The organism is Paenibacillus helianthi (assembly GCF_001909055.1).
GTDB classification, from domain to species: domain Bacteria; phylum Bacillota; class Bacilli; order Paenibacillales; family Paenibacillaceae; genus Paenibacillus_AQ; species Paenibacillus_AQ helianthi.
Genome location: NZ_LVWI01000057.1, coordinates 1 through 19,996, shown reverse-complemented (window position 1 = coordinate 19,996; position 19,996 = coordinate 1). Strand labels below are relative to the sequence as shown.

General features: G+C 48.5%; 14 protein-coding genes and 1 rRNA gene. 10 read left to right on the top strand and 5 right to left on the bottom strand.

Annotated elements, in window-relative coordinates; all coding sequences use genetic code 11:
• The 5 genes from A3844_RS21435 (at position 1) to A3844_RS21415 (ending at position 8,183) form a co-directional block, all read left to right on the top strand.
• A complete protein-coding gene (locus tag A3844_RS21435) occupies positions 1-870 on the top strand; it encodes a carbohydrate ABC transporter permease (RefSeq protein ID WP_074085770.1) in 870 nt (289 codons plus the stop codon).
• A 66-nt stretch (positions 871-936) separates the two neighbouring features.
• Entirely contained in the window at positions 937-2,517 is a 1,581-nt protein-coding gene (locus A3844_RS21430) for a type 2 periplasmic-binding domain-containing protein (protein WP_074108405.1), read from the top strand.
• A gap of 36 nt (positions 2,518-2,553) precedes the next feature.
• Positions 2,554-5,226 (top strand): glycosylhydrolase-like jelly roll fold domain-containing protein, encoded by a 2,673-nt coding sequence (locus A3844_RS21425; protein ID WP_074108404.1) that lies wholly within the window; start codon positions 2,554-2,556, stop codon positions 5,224-5,226.
• A 26-nt stretch (positions 5,227-5,252) separates the two neighbouring features.
• Complete coding sequence (locus A3844_RS21420; protein ID WP_074108403.1) at positions 5,253-6,833, top strand: glycoside hydrolase family 43 protein; 1,581 nt, start codon at positions 5,253-5,255, stop codon at positions 6,831-6,833.
• Between the two features lie 6 nt (positions 6,834-6,839).
• The gene (locus A3844_RS21415) at positions 6,840-8,183 is read left to right on the top strand and encodes a GH1 family beta-glucosidase (protein ID WP_074108402.1); all 1,344 of its coding nucleotides are present in this window, start codon (positions 6,840-6,842) and stop codon (positions 8,181-8,183) included.
• A 146-nt stretch (positions 8,184-8,329) separates the two neighbouring features.
• On the opposite strand, the gene A3844_RS21410 is transcribed toward A3844_RS21415, so the two are convergent.
• A complete protein-coding gene (locus tag A3844_RS21410; protein ID WP_074103443.1) occupies positions 8,330-9,610 on the bottom strand; it encodes a glycoside hydrolase family 27 protein in 1,281 nt (426 codons plus the stop codon).
• Between the two features lie 108 nt (positions 9,611-9,718).
• Complete coding sequence (locus A3844_RS21405; protein ID WP_074103444.1) at positions 9,719-10,600, bottom strand: AraC family transcriptional regulator; 882 nt, start codon at positions 10,598-10,600, stop codon at positions 9,719-9,721.
• A gap of 116 nt (positions 10,601-10,716) precedes the next feature.
• Between A3844_RS21405 and A3844_RS21400 the strand changes: the two genes are divergently transcribed.
• Positions 10,717-11,787 (top strand): SGNH/GDSL hydrolase family protein, encoded by a 1,071-nt coding sequence (locus A3844_RS21400; protein ID WP_074103445.1) that lies wholly within the window; start codon positions 10,717-10,719, stop codon positions 11,785-11,787.
• Here A3844_RS21400 and A3844_RS21395 read toward each other — a convergent pair whose 3' ends face one another.
• Positions 11,788-13,734 carry an ATP-dependent DNA helicase gene (locus A3844_RS21395; RefSeq protein WP_244169820.1) on the bottom strand — a complete coding sequence of 649 codons (1,947 nt, stop codon included), beginning with the start codon at positions 13,732-13,734 and terminating at the stop codon, positions 11,788-11,790.
• 225 nt (positions 13,735-13,959) lie between these two features.
• Between A3844_RS21395 and A3844_RS21390 the strand changes: the two genes are divergently transcribed.
• From A3844_RS21390 to A3844_RS21380, 3 genes are all read left to right on the top strand, one after another.
• The gene (locus tag A3844_RS21390) at positions 13,960-15,159 is read left to right on the top strand and encodes a sensor histidine kinase (RefSeq protein ID WP_074103447.1); all 1,200 of its coding nucleotides are present in this window, start codon (positions 13,960-13,962) and stop codon (positions 15,157-15,159) included.
• Positions 15,156-15,809, top strand: coding sequence for a response regulator (locus A3844_RS21385; protein ID WP_074085761.1), 654 nt, complete (start codon positions 15,156-15,158; stop codon positions 15,807-15,809). The genes A3844_RS21390 and A3844_RS21385 overlap by 4 nt, the downstream gene beginning before the upstream one ends.
• Positions 15,810-16,020: 211 nt before the next feature.
• Positions 16,021-18,228 (top strand): MMPL family transporter, encoded by a 2,208-nt coding sequence (locus A3844_RS21380; protein ID WP_074103448.1) that lies wholly within the window; start codon positions 16,021-16,023, stop codon positions 18,226-18,228.
• Positions 18,229-18,661: 433 nt separating this feature from the next.
• On the opposite strand, the gene A3844_RS32840 is transcribed toward A3844_RS21380, so the two are convergent.
• Both A3844_RS32840 and A3844_RS21370 read right to left on the bottom strand, forming a co-directional pair.
• Positions 18,662-18,832: a hypothetical protein gene (locus A3844_RS32840; protein ID WP_167374718.1), complete on the bottom strand. Its 171-nt coding sequence runs from the start codon at positions 18,830-18,832 to the stop codon at positions 18,662-18,664.
• 41 nt (positions 18,833-18,873) lie between these two features.
• The gene (locus A3844_RS21370; protein WP_167374717.1) at positions 18,874-19,044 is read right to left on the bottom strand and encodes a hypothetical protein; all 171 of its coding nucleotides are present in this window, start codon (positions 19,042-19,044) and stop codon (positions 18,874-18,876) included.
• 475 nt (positions 19,045-19,519) lie between these two features.
• On the opposite strand from A3844_RS21370, the gene A3844_RS21365 reads away from it, so the two are divergent.
• Positions 19,520-19,996 (top strand): 16S ribosomal RNA (locus A3844_RS21365); the annotation flags it as partial.

Sequence of the window (19,996 nt, the reverse complement as noted above, 5' to 3'; positions counted from 1 at the left end):
ATGCTTGCATCAAGAGGAGAAAAAGTATTCGTAGGAGTCATTACCGGCTTACTCATCCTGTTATCTGTCGTAGCGCTAGTACCGCTTGTATCCGTAATCTCTACTTCCTTGAGCTCCAAAAGTGCAGTAGATATGAACCTTGTCACTCTGTGGCCGAAGCAATTTACTTTGGACTCCTGGAAGTACATTGTCGACCGTCCTGATTTATGGAAGTCCTTCTTTTTGACGCTCAGTACGACTGTGATTGGAACAGTACTGGCCCTTCTGATGACAGCCTTGTTCGCCTATCCGCTGTCAAAGCCGGAATTCCGGTGGGGTTCGGTCATTATGATGGCTGTTGTAGTTGCGATGATTTTCAAGGCACCTATCATACCGTATTTCCTGACCGTACGTGGTATCGGCCTGTATGACAATCCGCTGGTCCTGGTTATCCCTCATATTTTGAATCCGTTCAATCTGATCATCATGCGAACCTTCTTCAAGCAATTCTCTAAGGAGCTTGAGGAAGCGGCCTTTTTGGAGGGCTGCGGATATTTCCGGATGCTGTTCCAGTTTGTGCTTCCATTGTCCAAGGCTGTACTGGCAACCCTTGCTTTGTTTTATGGTGTCGTGCTATGGAATCAGTTTCAGCATCCGTTGTTATTCCTTCAGGACACCAACTGGTTCCCGCTGCAAATCAAAATCCGCCAATTTATCACCGATGACAGCGTTATTATGGCGGGGGCCTCATCGACGATGAGTCTTAACTACAATGAGCGAACGCTGAGAGCAGCAACGGTTATCTTTGCAATTGTTCCGATTGTTGTGGTATATCCTTTCTTGCAGAAGTATTTCGTCAAGGGGGCAATGATTGGTTCGGTCAAAGGATGATTTCTTAAGACAAGATATCAGGACTTCAGTCCGTAACAAATAGCTTTAGAGGGGGGATACAGAAACATGAGTTTTAAAAAGGTTGGTTTATTCTTAGCCGCAAGCGCTCTCGCTGTTACTGCTGTAACCGGTTGTAACGGGAACGAAAACAATTCAGCGGGTAACGCAAACGCCAATCAGAATCAGGCTTCGAACGGAGATCAAGTAGTTGATATTGAGGTATGGGGTACCAACATCGGGTATCAGCCGGTTACCAAAGGTAGCAAACTGTACGAATTTTATAAGGAAAAGCTGGGTGTTGGGGTTATTAATCCGTATGTGGAGTGGAACGGGGGAACTAACTATCTCAATCAGTTGAACCTTAAGATTGCCGCTAACGAAATGCCGGATCTGTTCGTACCTCAGCAAGGACTTGAGGACAGTCTCGCGAAGAACGGGGCGATTGTCGATCTGACTGAACTGTTGCCTAAATATGCGCCGAACGTGTGGAAGGCTATTCCGGAAGATATCTGGAAAGTGGTCAAGGCAAATGACCCTACAGGTCAGGGGAGAATTTATTATATTCCCAATGTCGTTGAATACGGCAGATACGCCGGGCTGATCCGCCAGGATTGGCTGGATAAGTTGGGGCTGAAAATGCCAAAAACACAGGATGAATATGTAAAGGTGCTGGAGGCTTTCCGGGACAAGGACCCTAACGGCAACGGCCAGAAGGATGAGATTCCAACTGGCGGCCGGGAGCAGGTGCGCTGGATGGATCATTTGTTCGCCATGTATGGTGTGGCTATGTTCGAGGGTTATCCGGATTGGGATATTTACGATGGCAAGCTGACTTATTCTGCGGTTACGCCAAATATGAGAGCCGCATTGGAATTCATAGCCAAGCTATATAAGGAAGGCTTGATTGATAAGGAGTCGGTTCTTAATAGTAAGGACAAGTGGGAAGGGAAGATCCAATCCAATAAGGTGGGGAATTACTTCCACTGGGTAGAGCAGGGGAACTTGGTGTTTGAGAACCTGTATAAGAACACAGGTGTGAAGGCAGAGTTTTCCGTACTTCCTGTACCTGAGGTCGCAGGCTATAAAGGATTTTATACGATGAAGAAATTTGCCTCTCCTCTGTGGGTTGTCAAGAACAACAAGGATCAGGAAAAGCTGATGGCCACGCTAAAGCTGCTTAACAATGTGTACGATAAGAAAAACTGGAAAGACCTGTTTCTTGGTGTAGAAGGAATGCACTATACAATGAAAGACGGAAAAGCCATTAAGCTCCCGGATGACAAGAGCACACAGGAGAATCAGATTCTGAATCCGGCTACAAGCATATCGACACTGGATCTTACGATAGATCTTTTCAACAGCACGGTATCAGAAGACAGTAAGTGGGCCATTGATCAGGTCACCCGGAATATGAAGGAGGCTCAGAAGTATGCCAAAGTCATTGCCGGTGACGGTATGCCTGCCAGTGTATACGACGGCTTCCCGGACATTAACAACCGCACCCTTTATGCTGAATATGCCGCCAAGATTATTATTGGACAGTACCCCATCAGCAAGTTTGATGAGTTTGTAGAGAAATGGAACAAATCAGGCGGTGAAGAGGTCACGAAGCGTGCCAGAGAATGGTACAGCAAAGTGCAGCAGTAAACTATAGAACAGAACTAGATTCTGCAGGAGGTTAACATGAGCAGTCGTATAACGGAAGTGCTGCAAGGCAAGGAACACAATTATATTCTTCCTTTTCTCTGGCAGCATGGGGAGGAAGAAGCTGTAATCCGGGAAGAAATCGCCCGTGTCCATGAATCCGGAATTGGAGCGTTGTGCGTGGAGGCACGGCCTCATCCAGACTTTCTTGGACCAAAGTGGTGGCTGGATATGGATATCATTATGGATGAGGCGCGAAATCGCGGCATGAAGGTATGGCTGCTGGATGATGATCATTTCCCTACGGGGCATGCGGCAGGCAAGGTGAAGGAGGCTCCAGAGGAGCTTCAGCGTAAGTTTTTGGGTGAACGCTATATCGATACAATTGGTCCTGCCCAAGGAACCTCTCTGCTGCTGGATACCTTGCTGATGACCGGACTCCGGCCAACCTTCTCCTTGCGCCATAACGCTAAAGGGAATAATAAACTGATCTCAGTGGTTGCGGTCCGCCGCGATCCATCGAGTGGAACATTACTCAGTGAATGTGTTGATCTCACTGAATTTGTACATGAAGGTACTCTGTATTGGGATATCCCAGAGGGGTATTGGCGGGTATTTATGATCTCGGAAAATAAGGATGGCGGCAGCAAGGAGCAGGAAGATTATCTGAACCCGCTAGTCCGAAATTCAGTCCGTATTCTGCTTGATACGGTTTATGAGCCTGTTTATGAGCGTTATAAGGATGATTTCGGCAAGACATTTGCCGGATTCTTTTCAGACGAACCCGGATTTTATAATGATAAGACGACTTTTGATTTCAATTCAAAGCCAGGTAAACAAGGGGTACCGCTTCCTTGGAGCAATGAAATGCCGGCCCTGCTCGAGCAGGCGCTCGGAGAGGACTACCGTAAACAGCTGTATCTTCTCTGGCATGATGCCGGGGAACAATCGGACATTATCCGCTACACCTATATGAATATCGTCAGCAGGCTGTATGCAGAACATTTCTGCGGTCAGATCGGAGACTGGTGCAGAGCCCGCGGTGTGGAATACATCGGACATGTTCTTGAAGATAACAACGTGCATGCAAGGCTGGGTCCAGGCACCGGACACTTCTTTCGCTCACTCTGGGGTCAAGACATGTCGGGTATTGATGTGGTGCTGTGGCAAATCGTTCCCGGCTTTGATGAATTATCTTTCCGCCAGCCAACGGGAGGAGAGACGGATAGTGAATTCTTCCACTATGGTCTCGCTAAGCTCGGTGTATCTCTGGGACACATGGATCCGAAGAAACAAGGCCGGACGATGTGTGAAGTCTATGGGGCCTATGGCTGGACGGAAGGCTTGAAGCTGATGAAGTGGCTTACAGACCATATGCTCGTCCGCGGCGTCAATCATTTTGTCCCGCATGCGTTTACCCAAAAAGCTTTTCCGGAGCCGGATTGTCCGCCGCATATGTATGCGGGCGGACAGAATCCGCAGTACCGCTACTATGGCTATCTGAACCAGTACATTAACCGGATTAGTCACCTGATCTCAGGTGGTATACATGTGGCGTCTGCGGCCATCGTCTATCATGCTGAAGCCGAATGGTCAGGGAACACGATGTACTTTCATAAGCCGGTCAAGGCCTTGATGCAGCATCAAATCGATTGTGAAGTGATTCCCGTTGATGTGCTTCTGGAGGCAGCTCATGTTCAGGATAACAAGCTGCATGTCAATCTTGAAAATTATAGATGCCTGATTGTACCTTATGCGGAAGCACTCCCGGCAGCGATGATACAACGCTTGGCCCAGTTCGCTGAGCAAGGTTTATCCGTCCGTTTTGTTGAAGGACTGCCGGAACGCTCAAGTGAAGGAATCAATGTAACCGGTGAACTGTCACTGCTTTCGGCTCATCCAAACGTGAGGATGGTAGCTTTAGACAAACTGGCGGATGATTTGACTGCAGATGGATACTTTGAGGTTAAAGTTGAAGGATATGAACCTTATCTCCGGAATTATCACTATACTCATGATGATTTAGATGTGTTTATGTTTTTTAACGAGAGTCCGCATCAGATTATCTCTACGAATATTGTTCTGCCGGTGCAAGGTAATGTTTATGCCTATCATGCTTTTCTTAATAAGGTGAACAGGCTGGAGGCCGCTGGAGAGTCCGGTGCAAGAAGGGTGGAGCTTGTTCTGCATCCATATGAATCCATTGTCCTTTTGCATGGGCCTTCCCTAATAGATTATCCTGCCCGTCTGCCGCGGAGGGCAGAGGGTCCGATATTGGAAATGAGTGGAGAATGGGCAGTTTCCATTGCCGATGCTGATCATTATCCGCAATTCAAGGAGTGGGGGACACTAACCACATTGCAGAATATGAGTGGTCCCGGTGATCTGCCCAGCTTTTCCGGTACGTTCCGTTATGAGACAGAGTTTGAATGGAATGCTTCATGTAACAACGCATTTCTTGAACTAGGCGAGGTCTATGAAACGGCAGAAGTGTGGATTAACGGTGAACACGCAGGCGTTAACCTGTGCCCGCCTTATCGGATGGAGATAGCGGGTCCAATTCGTAAAGGGACCAACAGCCTGGTTATCGAGGTTACGAATACGCTTGTTAAAAACCAGCGGGACTTTTTGTCTTCCTTCTCTCAGCAGGAGCCAAGCGGACTTATTGGTCCTGTGACAATTTCACAGATATCGGTAACTGAAGCTCATTAACGGGACCTGATGAGGAGGGAATTAATATGACGAATTCCATTACTAATCCCATACTACGCGGATTCAACCCTGATCCGTCTATTGTACGCGTAGAAGACAATTACTATATTGCCACTTCCACTTTTGAGTGGTTCCCGGGCGTTCAGATTCACCATTCCAAGGACCTGATTCACTGGAGATTGCTAAAGCGGCCACTGGACCGGATATCGCAACTGAACATGCAGGGGAACGGAGATTCCGACGGTGTATGGGCACCCTGCCTGACTTATGATAACGGTCTTTTCTATTTAATTTATACAGATGTTAAGTCTCACAAAGGTGCTTTTAAGGACACCCACAACTACCTTGTGACCGCAGCAGATATAGAAGGTCCATGGTCGGAACCGGTATATCTGAACAGCAGCGGGTTCGATCCCTCTTTATTTCATGATGATGACGGACTGAAATGGCTGCTGAGCATGTTATGGGATTTCCGGAAGGGGAAGAACAAGTTCGGAGGCATTGTCATTCAGGAATATTCACACTCGGAGCAAAGACTGGTGGGTCCGGCTGCAACCATCTTTGAAGGAACAGAATTAGGATTTACGGAAGGGCCGCACCTGTATAAGCAGGGTGACTACTACTACCTGATTACTGCGGAGGGTGGAACCCGGTACCAGCATGCCGTTACTGTCGCGCGATCGGCTTGCCTTCATGGACCCTACGAAATTGATCCGCTTAATCCGGTGCTGACCAGCAGTGGTAATTCCGGGTTGACTCTCCAAAAAGCAGGGCATGCTTCCTTAGTTGAAACCCAAAATGGCGAATGGTATATGGCCCATCTTTGCGCAAGACCGGCGGATGGTCATCATTGTACGCTGGGCAGGGAGACAGCACTGCAGAAATGTTATTGGGACGAGAAAGGCTGGCTCCGCTTGGAAGGGGGAGGGAACGCTCCTTCTGCTACGGTACAGGCTCCAGCCCTCCCGCTTCATCCGTTTAAACCGGAACTGGAGCGGGATGATTTTGATGAACCCTTGCTTAGTGGCCATTGGAGCACACTCCGAATCCCGCCGGATTCAAGCTGGCTCACCCTTAGTGAACGGGAGGGTTTTCTGCGCTTAAAAGGAATGGAGTCTTTAAGCTCTCTGCACAGGCAGAGTCTGATTGCCCGTCGGCAGCAGTCATTTAGTATTGAGGCAGAGACGGTAATTGAGTTCGAGCCGGAGAGCTTTCAGCAGATGGCAGGCCTAATTCTATATTACAACACGGAAGATTATGTGTACTTAAGGATTACCCATCTCGAGAAGCACGGCAGAGTAATTGGAGTTATTGAATCGAAGCATGGGGTATACGATGAGCTGCTCGCAGCTGATCTGCAGCTGCCGCAATATGGTCCGGTTCGTTTAAAGGCTATAGTCCACCGGGACCGTCTGCAATTTTATTATGCAACTGAGGATAATAACTGGTGCCCGGTTGGCGAAGAGATTAATATTCTGCATCTTTCGGATGAAGCTGCTGAGCCTTTAAGATTTACAGGGACATTCGTTGGAGTGTGTGCACAGGATTTGAGAGGTACCCGAAAGCAGGCAGACTTTGATTATTTTATATACAGGGAAATGGAGTGAATTGTATTGTCAATTATACAGTTTCCTAAGGACTTCCTGTGGGGGGCAGCTACTGCTGCTTATCAGGTAGAAGGAGCCTGGAACGAGGGTGGACGCGGCCTTTCAATCTGGGATACCTACGCACATACTCCCGGGAATATACGAAATGGTGATAACGGTGATATCGCTTGTGGACATTACCATCACTATGAGGAAGATATTGCTTATATGAAAGAGCTCGGGCTACGTACTTATCGGTTCTCCATATCCTGGTCCAGAGTTTTCCCGAACGGCACGGGAGAGCTTAACAAGGAAGGGCTTCACTTTTACCATAGGCTAGTGGACAAGCTGCTCGACAACGGAATTGAGCCTTTTTGTACCCTTTATCATTGGGATCTTCCACAGGCCCTTCAGGATACAGGAGGCTGGAAGAATCGTGATACCATTGATGCTTTTGCCCTGTATGCCGGAGAGATGTTCAAATCATTCCAGGGAAAAATCAAATACTGGACTACCTTCAATGAGCCTTGGTGTGTCTCTTTCAAAGCCCATTATATTGGAGACCTGGCTCCGGGTGAGAAGAATCTGCAAAGCGCACTTGATGTTGCTCATCATCTGATGATCGCTCACGGCAGAACAGTGAAGCTATTCCGGCAGCTGGGGGTTCCTGGGCAAATTGGTTATGCTCCCAATGTAAGCTGGCGTGAACCGTTTAGCTCTAAACCGGAAGATGCCGGTGCTTGCCGCCGCAGAATAGGGTGGATGGTTGAATGGTTCATGGACCCTATCTTTAAAGGTGAATATCCTGAATTCATGACTGCAGCCTTTGAGGTCGAGGGTGCGAAAGTGAATGTTCAGCAAGGGGACATGGAAGATATTAAGCAGCCGATAGATTTCCTTGGTATTAACTATTATACCGGCTCCTTGGGGCGCTATAAGAAGGATATCGGCCTATTTGAGCTTGAAGACATAGATGAAGGTTATGAAAGAACAGACTTTAACTGGCCGATTTACCCTGAAGGTCTATATAAGGTGCTAGTACACATTACGGAACGTTATGGTCAAATCCCTATCTACATCACCGAAAACGGAGCATGTTATGATGACAATCCGGATCAGGGAAAAGTTCAGGATAACAAGCGTATTGCATATCTGAGCAAGCATTTAACCCAGTTAAACCGGGCAATGGAGACAGGGGTACTGGTAAAGGGCTATATCGCCTGGTCTTTGCTCGATAATTTCGAGTGGGCTGACGGTTACAGCAGGCGTTTCGGATTGATTCATGTAGATTTCAATTCATTAGTACGAATGCCAAAAGACAGCTTTTTCTGGTATGAAAAAGTGATAACCAACGGGTGGATAGAAGTCTGAGCGGATTGACTTATTAAAGGTTTTCTGGAACTGACAATATGGGAGAAGACATGGAAGGACCTGATCTCCATTGGCATAACCCAGGCCTAATCCTCTGCACCAAAAGAAAGCCGGCTTTCCAGACGAATCTGGAGAACCGGCTTTCCCTACAGGAAGCTATAGAGTCGTACGCCGTGCGGTGCAACTGTGGTCTTCAGCGCACCTGCGGCAAGTTCGGCAGGCGTTCCGCTCCACAGCTCGGTGCCGGCGGCTGCACCACTCAGGCCAAGCTCTTCAAGGGCCAGATCCAACTGCAGCGGGCTTTCACCAACGTTGAATACAGCAGCATAACGAGTGCCATCGGAGTGCTCAGCGGTCCAGACGATAAGATCATCTTTGCAGAGCGCTTCCCTGGCTCCGTGGCTCTCCCGGTGCATGCGCAGAACCTCACGGTTGGTAAGCAGCGCAAGCGTCCAGTCATCATTGTCCCGCAATTCACCGCCAAAAATGAGCGGCGAGCGGAAGATACTCCAAAGCGACATCATCGTCAGCTGCTCATCACGCGTGAACCGGGTCCAGCGGTCCTCCCCGCCGCCATCCACAGAGCGGATACCAATATGGCCGAGCGGCAGCATATCGCAGTCCGGCCAGCAGCCGGCTTGAGGTACGCCCTGCCATTTCCGGCAACGGTCGAACATATCCAGCAACAGCGGCCACAGGTCCCAGAAGTCATCTGTAACCCGCCACATGTTGGCATGTCCGGTGAAGAATTCTGCGTATTCCACCGGAGCGGGGCCAGGAGAGAGGCTCAGCACCATGGGCCGGCCGCAACGCTCAATCGCCTGGGAGATTAGAGCAATCTCAGGCTGATGAGTATCGTACAGCCTGGAAGCGGCGATGTCGTCCACCTTCACCAGGTCAACGCCCCACTCTGCATACAGTTCAAAGAGAGAATTATAATACGCCTGTGCCCCTTCTTTGGAGGCGTCCACTCCATACATATCTGTATTCCATGGACAGATGGAGTTCGTATGTGCAATATCGCGTGCCGTCGCAGTTGTACCCAAGACCGGTGTGGCGGCATGGGCAGCCTGCCGCGGGATGCCGCGCATGATATGAATGCCGAATTGCAGTCCAAGACTGTGTACATAATCGGCTAAGGGCTTGAAGCCAAGGCCGCCCGCTGCGGAAGGGAAGCGGTTCTCAGCGGGCATCAGCCGGGAATATTCATCGGTAATCAGCGGAACAAACGGCCGGTATTGTGAAGAGTTCGCATAAGGCTCGTACCACTGAATATCAACGGTAATATAGCTCCAGCCGAAGGCTTTGAGGTGTTCTGCCATATACTGTGCATTTCCGCGTATTTCTTCTTCCGTTACGGCCGCGCCGTAGCAGTCCCAGCTGTTCCAGCCCAGCGGCGGAGTAGGTGCTGCAAGCTTGTGATCCATTGTGAATCTCCTTTACTGATGTATTATTGCTCTTTCTAGTTCCATCATAATAAAGGAGATTAGCGATATCTATAGTAATCTTGCGAGTCGAATAGCACTATATTGCGGTTAATCAAAAAACAGCCTGCGGTAGGTTAGGCTTTCGCCCCCGCTTCGGAATTCTCCCGGTGTAAGTCCGGTTAAGCTGCGGAACGCCTTGATGAAATAACTGCCGCTGGAGTAGCCAATCTGCTCAGCAATGGCTTCTATGCTGAGACCGGTTCCTCTGAGCAGCTCCATGGCCTTCTCCGTACGGACACGGGTCAGATATGCGCCGGGAGTCAGACCCGTGCTGGCCGAGAAGCGGCGGATCAAATGGTATTTGGACAGGGCTACATGCTCGGAAAGCAGATCGATGCTGATCATTCGTGAGTAGTTATGCTCAATAAATTCGGCTGCACGCCTTACGTTCACTGACCAGTTGTCCCGGTTCCGCAGTGTTGTTACCTGCAGTCTGGAGAGCTCTGTCATGAACTGATAGATGCACGACGAGGCAATAAGAGGGTCGGAGATTCTGCCGGCCGCGGCATCGTTTACAATCATCCGTAAGACCCGGATCGGCGCACAGTCTGCGGGCAGATAAGGAACTTCTCCTGCTTCACGCAAGAATTTGCGAAAGTGAGGCAGAATCAGATCGGGCCGGAAGAGCAGGAACAGGAATTCCCAAGGCTCTGTTGATTCCGGTTGATAATAATAGCGGTGGGGTCCGGGGATTTCGGCGAGAAAAGCCTGCCCGGCGGTAACACGGTGCGTCCGGTCCCCCGACTCAAATACGCCTTCTCCGGAGAGGGTGTATTGGAACAACAGAAGTGGCCCATCGTTCCGTTCCAGACCGTCCCAGCGATAAGAAGGCGTGCTGATTGAATCAGACCCGGCCGCAAATAATACGCACAACTGGAGCTCCTTATCTTCCGCGAACCGAAAGCCATAGGTACCTCTGGGAATGTCCATAATGTCCTCCTAGCAGTATGTGAAGATGCTTCAGCATTGATTTTAACGCGACTTGTTGAAAACAGAAAGCACCTTTGTTACTGTTACACATATAAATGCTGCGAAGGAAGGTTATTATGTCCCCCAAAACTCAAAGTTATAAAGCAACGAATGAACATGTGAAAATCATCGGACGGACTCATTATTCCAACGATGTACTGTGGCTGGCGCTCTCAGGCGGCGGCGTGGAATTTTCCTTCCATGGTACAAAAGCGGAGATCACATTAAGAGGTGATGCTATTGCCTTATCCGGCAATAATCTCGCAAGAGTCGGCATCAGTGTAAACGGCAAAAGGGTTATTGACGATCAGGTGGATCAACCGCTCCAATCGTATACTGTATTTGAAAGCGAAACTGCGCAGAACGTCACGATAAGGCTCATCAAATTATCAGAGGCGGCGATGTCAACGGTAGGGATTCAGGAAATCGCTGTTGATGCAGCGGATGGAATTAAGCCAACCCCGGATGAAGTACATAAAATTGAATTTATCGGCGACTCCATCACTTGCGGCTATGGCGTTGATGATGAGGTTGGGCTGCATTCTTTTTCTACGGCTACGGAAGATGTTACCAAAACCTATGCTTACCTCACCGCGCAGCAGCTCCATGCGGACTACAGCATGGTTTCGTACAGCGGATACGGCATCATTACAGGCTATACGGAAAACGATCAAAAGCTTAGCACGCACCTGATCCCGGATTATTATGAAAAAGTGGGGAAGTCTGAGGGGAAATTTGATGATCGAGTGCTGCCCCAGGATCTGCGTTGGGACTTCAGGAAGTTTGTGCCCGGTCTGATTGTCATTAACCTAGGAACGAATGACGATTCCTACACCAAAGAGGATACCGGCAAGCAGACGGAATATGCTGAACAATATGTTGAATTTCTTAAAATGGTCAGACGCAACAATCCGCATGCTCCGATTCTGTGTACGCTGGGTATCATGGGAGACAGGCTGTATCCTTTTGTCGAACTAGCCGTGAAACAATATACCCTGCAAACAGGCGACAGTAATATTAATGCAATGAAATTTGATGTGCAGCTGGAAGCTGACGGATACGCAGCCGACTTCCACCCGTCCCAGGCCACTCACCGTAAAGCGGCGGACAAACTGACTGCTCAAATTAAAGAGCTCATGGAGTGGTGATTAAGCGAGGGAGTGCGGATCACTACGCTGTATCCCTTTTTCGTTTACGAACTTCTCCAGAACCCTGAAATCCTCTGTAACCTTTTTAAAAGGTAAAGCATCCAGCACCTGTTCCCGGTAATCCTTTTTGGCTGCAGCGGACAGCCGGGAATCGAGTATGCTGAGTACACCAAGGTCAGTTTCACTGCGGATCAGACGGCCGGTTCCTTGTCTTAACCGAAGCAGCATGTCCGGTACAAACACATCTTTTAAGGGATTCTCGGCCAGAGATGCCTTATATTCATAGATAGGATCGGAAGGAACAGGGAAAGGCAGCCGGAAAATGATTAATTGCGACAAATCGGAACCTTCGATATTCACGCCTTCCCAGAATACACCGGTACTAAGAAGGACGCCTTTACTGCCCCGGAATTCAGCGATCACCCCGTCTTGGGACGATCCTTCTCTTTGCATATGTAGCGTCCAAGTAAGCGCCTCAGAGTTTAATTTCTCATGGATGTACTTCATATCCTCCTTAGCTGAAAAAAGGACCAATGTCCGCCCGCCCGTTAAATTACAGAGCCTAAGCATTTCCTTGTAGGCCGCATCAAGATAACTTTTCCGGTCCTTATGGCTATAGTAGGGGACGTCCTTGGCAATATACATCATGGTGTGGTCGTCATAATCAAACGGTGAAGCCTGGCGCTCCATATAATCTCCCCTGTACCCGAGGGACTCAGTCAGATAAGCGTATTGTTCCTCCAGGGTTTCTCCGCCTTGACACATGGTTGCTGACGTTAAGATCACGGATGTCTTCCCGTTAAATAAAGTATACTTTAGAAATTGGCTTATGCCCTTTGGACAGATACTAATGGTACTCTCCCGCTGGCTGTTGCTTGCCCAGATGAGATAGTTGTCCTTTGCTCTGGCGAGCACATCGAAGAGGTCGATAAGTCCATTCATGGCTTCAAAAGCATTGTCGATTTCCCGCTCACGCCGGGAAGTTAAGACGGAAAGGCTGAGACTGAGCTCTTTCAAAATCTGCACCGCCCGTCTTAACGGAATTCCTGTGATCTCTGATACTTTTATCCGGTCATTGTCCTGTTTGGCTGTGTGAAGCAGATCCGCCTCTACCTGTTTAAAGACATGGCTAACGCATCTTTTTACAAATTTGAATTGCCCCATAAGACCCGTATCTGCGGATTGCTTGAAGAGAATCTGCAAGACGTCGTCCAGAATACGGCAGGTGCCCCGGAAGGTGAACTCGAGTGTTCTTGCATCTCTGACCTTTGCTTCCAGATTATGAGCTTCATCTATGACGATCAGGGCCGGCCGTTCCGTGATTAAGCCCTTGGTTCCTTCTTTCTTCTTGATCAGATCACGGATAAGCAGGTCCTGGTTTACGATAATGAAATCCATATCGCCGGCGCTGGCATTAATCTTCGCTCTCATCTCGTAGAACGTACATGTGCTTTTATAATGGCAATGTTCAAATTTACAGTCATTTACACAAACGTTAGACCATACTGCATCACTGGTTCCACCTTCAATGTCCGCTCTTTCATCAATCTCGTAATTCAAAATACGCCCGGCGAGCGTAGACAGAGGGGAGGAGCTTGAATCATCAGGCTTGAACAGCTCTGCTGCCCTGTACCGGCAGGCATATTGCCCCATGCCTTTTCCGACAACGGAGCGGACCGTGGTGAATCCGAGACGGCTTCCAATGAATCTGAGATCTTTATGTATCTGTTCTGAAAGCTGGATGGAGGAGGTGGCAATAATGATCGGCTGCCGGGAGACCTGGTTAATGAGCAGGCCGGGAATAAGGTAGGCAAAGGACTTGCCGATGCCGACTCCGGCTTCAATCATTGCGTTATAGCCATTAATATAGGCGTCAGCGATATCCAGAGACATATCCTGCTGGCCGATCCGCTCCTTCAGTCCGATCCTGGGGAATCTGTCATACATCCGGAAGACGGCATTAATTAAAGAGGGTTCGACGTCCTTTTTCAGCTCCCGCTTCTGTAATTTATAGAGATCACTTAACCAACTGATGACAACCGCCCCTTTTCTATATCAATGATCTTCCTGCTGGAGTATTTTGGTGAGGTTGTAATTATCTTCGATGCTACCTTAACAGTCAAGTGTCAGAATAGAAGTCATATATAATGGATGATAAGGAGGAATATCTAAGTGAAAGAACAAAGAGCTGGAATGCAATCTATTAATGAATTGTTCACATCCAGACATTCAGTTTTGATCTGGATGTCAACGGTTTATGTATCGGCAATAATCATGCAGTTTTTTAAGGACCCTTTGATTTTATCCAGTTCAGCGTTCACTTGTCTTTTCACAGTTCATGTCTTAATACACTGGAACTCATTTCGGATTAGGACTAACAAGCAATTCTGGTTATACTTTTCGATCCAAGGCATCCTGATTTACTTATGCGCGATTCTGATGCCAGACGGTTATCAAGCCGTTTTAATTGGCCTGCTTCCAGTCTTAGTCGCTCAAAGTCTGGGTTTTTCCTATCGGATCAAAAGAGTCGTTCTCGTTGCCTTTATCAGTATTATCTTGTTTTTTGATGCAATGCTTACTTTAGGAGATACGGATGAACTCATATTATTCCTTCCCTTTTTTACCCTGATGCTGATTGTTGTTGTGGCCTATGCCCTGTTGTTCTTTCAGCAGGTTCACGAAAGGCTCAAGACCCAGAATTTCTTGCGGGATCTTCAGGAGGCCCACAAGAAAGTGGAGGAGTTAACACTCTCCAATGAACGTCAACGTATGGCTCGCGATCTGCACGATACCCTGGCACAGGGGGTGGCTGGATTAATTATGCAACTCGAAGCGGCAGATGCGCACATGGCACAAGGCCGTATGGAGCGGACTCAGGAAATCATCAAGCAGTCCATGAAACAGGCCCGTACAACCTTGGCAGAAGCCCGCCGGGCTATTGATAATCTTCGGGCGAAATCAGCGTCCGAGATTGATTTTAGGGAAGCCGTTGACGATGAGGTCCAGCATTTTACGGAGGCCACAGGTATAGCCGTTGCAACGTATCTTAAACTCGACAAACGCTTGTCCAGGATGGTAATGGAACACAGTCTGCATATTGTGAAGGAGTGTCTCACCAACATCGCCCGGCATGCCAAGGCAGACAAGGTATGGGTTACCCTGTCTGATCAAAGAGGCCTGTTATTTATGGAGATCAGGGATAACGGATCTGGATTCAACACGGACGCTATTGGAAAGGATGCCGGACATTATGGTCTACTGGGCCTCCAGGAACGGGTGCGGTTGATTGGAGGAGAAATGAAGGTGCGTAGCAGTTCGGCAGGTACGAGTATACAAATTGAGGTATCATTCACCGAGGGAGAATCTATATGAACCGGTATAAAATCCTGATCGTAGACGATCATTTCGTTGTCAGGGAAGGCTTGAAGCTGATTATGGAAACCGACGAACGGTTTCAAATTGTCGGGGAAGCAGGAAACGGGCAGGAGGCGATACACCTCATTGATGAGTTGCAGCCGGACGTTGTCCTCATGGACTTAAATATGCCGGTGATGAGCGGACTGGAAGCGATGAAGGTATTGAAAAGCAAGAACAGCCCCGTTCCGGTAATCATTCTGACGACCTACAACGAGGATGATTTAATGATTAACGGTCTGGCTTTGGGGGCGAGGGGATACCTGTTAAAGGATACAAGCCGGGAGAATCTGTTCAGGAATATTGAATCAGCGGTGAGAGGGGAGACCTTGCTTACCCCAGAGATTATGGAAAGAGTCATAGCCGCCCGTGGGAACCACAAAGCTTATAACTCTGCTAATGAGGAAGCATCCCTGCTGACCGATAAAGAGACTCAGATTCTGCAGAGCGTAGCTCAGGGTTTCAAAAGCAAGGAAATCGCCTCAGATATGGGAATTGCAGAACGAACGGTAAAAGCACATTTAACGAGTATTTACAACAAACTTGGAGTGGATTCGCGGTCTCAGGCGGTGGCTGTCGGTCTGGAACGAGGGATCTTACATATGTAACTTGGACATGCGAAGGAATTCTTTCGCATGTTTTTGTTTTATATTCACATTTTGAAGCGAGGCCCTACGGTGTGTGTAGGGCTTTTTCTTTTGGGATAACGGGCTGCCCGAATGGGCAAATGCGGTCTGCCCGTTTGGACGATGTTGAACAGTCATCCAGTCTGTAAGATTAAGACATAGATAAACATTAGTAAGGAGGAGCGATACTGAAATGGCTAAATTATTATACCGGCTGGGGTTTTGGTCAGCGAAGAACCGGATTAAAGTCCTTATAGGAAGCATTACTCTGTTAGTAGTAGCCGCTATTGTGGCGCTGTCGATGGGAATCCATTTTGGTGAGGAGACCAGTATACCCGGGCTTGCCTCGCAAAAAACGCTTGAAGTTATGGAAAAGGAATTTCCAAACCCACAGGGTAACCTTGGCAAGACCCAGCTGGTGCTGAAGGCACCGGACAATGAGACGTTATCCTCTGAAGCAGCTCAGCAGCTTATAACCGTGAAGCTCAAAGAAGTGGCAGCGGATCAGGAGGTTTCTTCGGTTGTAGGTCCGTACGAGAACCATTCGTTAAATGCGGACAGCACTATTGGCTATGCCACAATTACTTATAAAGTTCCGGGTGCAGATGTCACCGACGTTTCGAAGGATTCAGTGAATCAGATTGCCGAAAGTCTGCGGGATGCGGGCTGGCAGGCCGAACTGATCGGAGACGGCTATGTGAAAATGGCAACCAGCAGTCCTACCGAAGGTCTCGGAGTTTTGCTGGCCCTGGTAATTCTTACAGTAGCATTAGGTTCTATCATTACTGGCGTTCTGCCGATCCTTACAGCGGGTTTAGGCCTAGGCTTCGGGATTATGCTGATTATTATCGGAACCAGTTTCTTAGATATTCCTTCGTTTGCCTTATCGCTGGCCGGGATGCTGGGACTGGCTGTCGGTATTGATTATGCACTGTTCATTATCGCCAGATACCGGCAGCAGCTTGCCGAAGGCTACGAAAGACGGGAAGCAATTGCCATCGCGAACGGAACAGCCGGGAGTGCGGTTGTGTTTGCTGGAGTAACGGTCATTATTGCGCTTGTCGGGTTTTCATTCGTTGGAGTACCGTTCCTTACCGCTATGGGTACAGCTGGAGCACTTACTGTATTGACCGCAATCCTTATGACCATATTCGTCGTTCCGGCGATTCTGGAACTGCTGGGGAGCAAGGTTAAAGTGCCCACCAAGCGTTCCAAGCGCAAAGGAAGCAATCAGAAGCCGGCAAGCCGCGCCAATCTGTGGGGAAAATTTGTTACCGGGCAGCCCTTAATGGCTGTAGTACTGGGTGTAGCCCTGCTGTCAACGATTGCTTTGCCCTTCTTCCACATGGAGACGGGGCTCGGTAATGACGGGCAAAAATCTCCGGATAAAACTGAACGGCGGGCCTACGATCTCCTGTCCGAAGCCTACGGTGAGGGATACCACGGTCCGTTAGTCATTCTGGCCGAAACGGATGGCGGTAAAGAGGCAGCAGCTAATCTCAATAAAGTTATTGAAGAAGTAAAAACTTATCCCAATGTCGCGGTGGTAAACCCGGCAGTCACTGGACCTTCCGGAAAAATCTCGCTGATTACTGTTATGCCGACAACGGGACCCAATGATTCGAAAACCATAGACCTTGTCCATCTGATTCGTGATAAGGCACCGGAAATAGAACGGCAGGATCATATTAAGATCGGTGTAACCGGCAGCACAGCTGTCAACATCGACATCACCCAGAAATTAAACCAGGCATTGCCTAAATTTTGCCTCATTATTGTTGGCTTGGCCTTTGTACTGCTTATGCTGGTATTCCGTTCGATTCTCGTTCCGATCAAGGCAGTGCTCGGATTCATCCTGTCGCTTGGTGCAACCCTGGGATTCGTTACCTATGTCGTTCAAGATGGACATTTCCAGAATCTGTTCAACTTCTATACCAAGGCACCGGTGTTTAATTTCCTGCCAATCATTGTAGTCGGCGTCCTGTTCGGTCTGGCGATGGACTACGAAGTATTCCTGGTCAGCCGGATGCGTGAGGAATTCAAGAAGAGCGGCGATGCCAAAAAGTCCGTTCTTGCCGGAATCCGTAACAGCGGCGGAGTCGTAACGGCAGCAGGCCTGATCATGGTTGCAGTCTTTACCGGATTCATTCTCGCAGAAGAGCCTATGGTTAAGGTTATGGGGTTGGCGCTCGCCTTCGGTGTTCTCTTTGACGCTTTCATTGTCCGGCTGCTCATTGTTCCCGGCGTGATGACCTTGCTTGGGAAGTCGGCATGGTATTTTCCAAAATGGCTGGACCGCTTGCTTCCGAATCTCGATGTGGAAGGTGAGGGAGTGATGGAGGAAGTGGAGAAGAAGCGGCTGGCCGCAGAGATTGAGCCTAGAGTAAGACTCCTTGGCTAATAATCTGGAACAATAGGTACCACTCTATGATCCGCCTTTCGGTGTTCACACTTGTCTATAACGAAGAGGGAAATATATATGATCTGTACTTAAGCATCACTGACGCGTTAAAGGGAAGAATAGAAAGCTATTTTGAGCGAAATTACGGGCAAACAGCTTCGATCTGGGCCGGAGTGAAGAACTCAACCTGCACAGATCCCAAGGATATTTTTAAGCTCATGCCCTTCTATTGAAAAGAAATGATGATACAGACTCTCTGATGAAGCTATTTAAGCGTGAGGTTGCTGATAGCCTTTATTAATATTACGGGATGCATCGTTTTCTGCCGATAATGGCGAAGATGGAACAAGCCTTCATGTGCTGCGGCTCTTCGTCTGGTTCACCGGATTGGAGTGATCCAAGCCCGGCAAGATATTCAGAGATTTAATACTGCTCAGCATCGTACGTCGATATCGATGAAAGGTTTAACGCCGGCAATCAAGCCCGTGTCAACATTGACCAGCACGTCTGCAGTAGCCGTATTTGTCACTTTAAATCCAAGACCGGACAATATGAATAAAGGTGCTCCGGCAATGCCTACTCCGCTGGTTTGAGCAGCTTGCATATCTTGTCCGCTGATGCGCTGAAAGGTACTAGGTCGAGCAACTATTTGGAAGCTACTGTTCTCAGATTCGATCTGGAGATCAGGCAGCTTCCTTTTTTATACCCGGTTCCAGCATTGTAGAGCAAAGTTATGGCCATTTTGATCACAAGCAATTCGTTAGTCGATCTACAGACAAGGTTGACATAGCCGCGTTTAGCCTGATGCATGTTCACTATATATGTCCCTGCCGGATAAGTGATACCATCCACGCTTAACGGAGGGACAGTCTTCTCAACCTTCACACCGTTGCGGAGCAGGTTTGCACTATTTTGTAGGTCTCCTCTTTTGCAGATCAATTAAGGTGACTCGAGCTTTATTAATATCCAATCGTTAGTCTATATGTTCTGATTTAAATGGTAAAAATTACAGGTTGCATGATATAGGGAAGTCGAGGTATATTATTAGTCCGGCCAAGAAACATCAACGCCGAGCTCGAAAAGAAGTTGAAAAAAAGAGCTTGCATTACTCGGTCGAACGTGATATATTATAAGAGTTGCTGGTGACGAGATAATCGGCGCCGACGACGAGCTTGATCTTTGAAAACTGAACAACGAGTGAGTGGGATTTCACGCAAGTGAGATCCAAAAATAGAGAATATTTTATTCTCGTCAGATGTTTCAAAATGAGCAATCGCTCTTTCTAAATACCAATTTGGAGAGTTTGATCCTGGCTCAGGACGAACGCTGGCGGCGTGCCTAATACATGCAAGTCGAGCGGAGCTTATCCTTCGGGGTAAGCTTAGCGGCGGACGGGTGAGTAACACGTAGGCAACCTACCCTCTAGACTGGGATAACTACCGGAAACGGTAGCTAATACCGGATAATTCCTTCACCCTCCTGGGCGAGGGATGAAAGGCGGAGCAATCTGCTACTAGAGGATGGGCCTGCGGCGCATTAGCTAGTTGGTGGGGTAATGGCCTACCAAGGCGACGATGCGTAGCCGACCTGAGAGGGTGAACGGCCACACTGGGACTGAGACACGGCCCAGACTCCTACGGGAGGCAGCAGTAGGGAATCTTCCGCAATGGGCGAAAGCCTGACGGAGCAACGCCGCGTGAGTGATGAAGGTTTTCGGATCGTAAAGCTCTGTTGCCAGGGAAGAACGTCCGGTAGAGTAACTGCTACC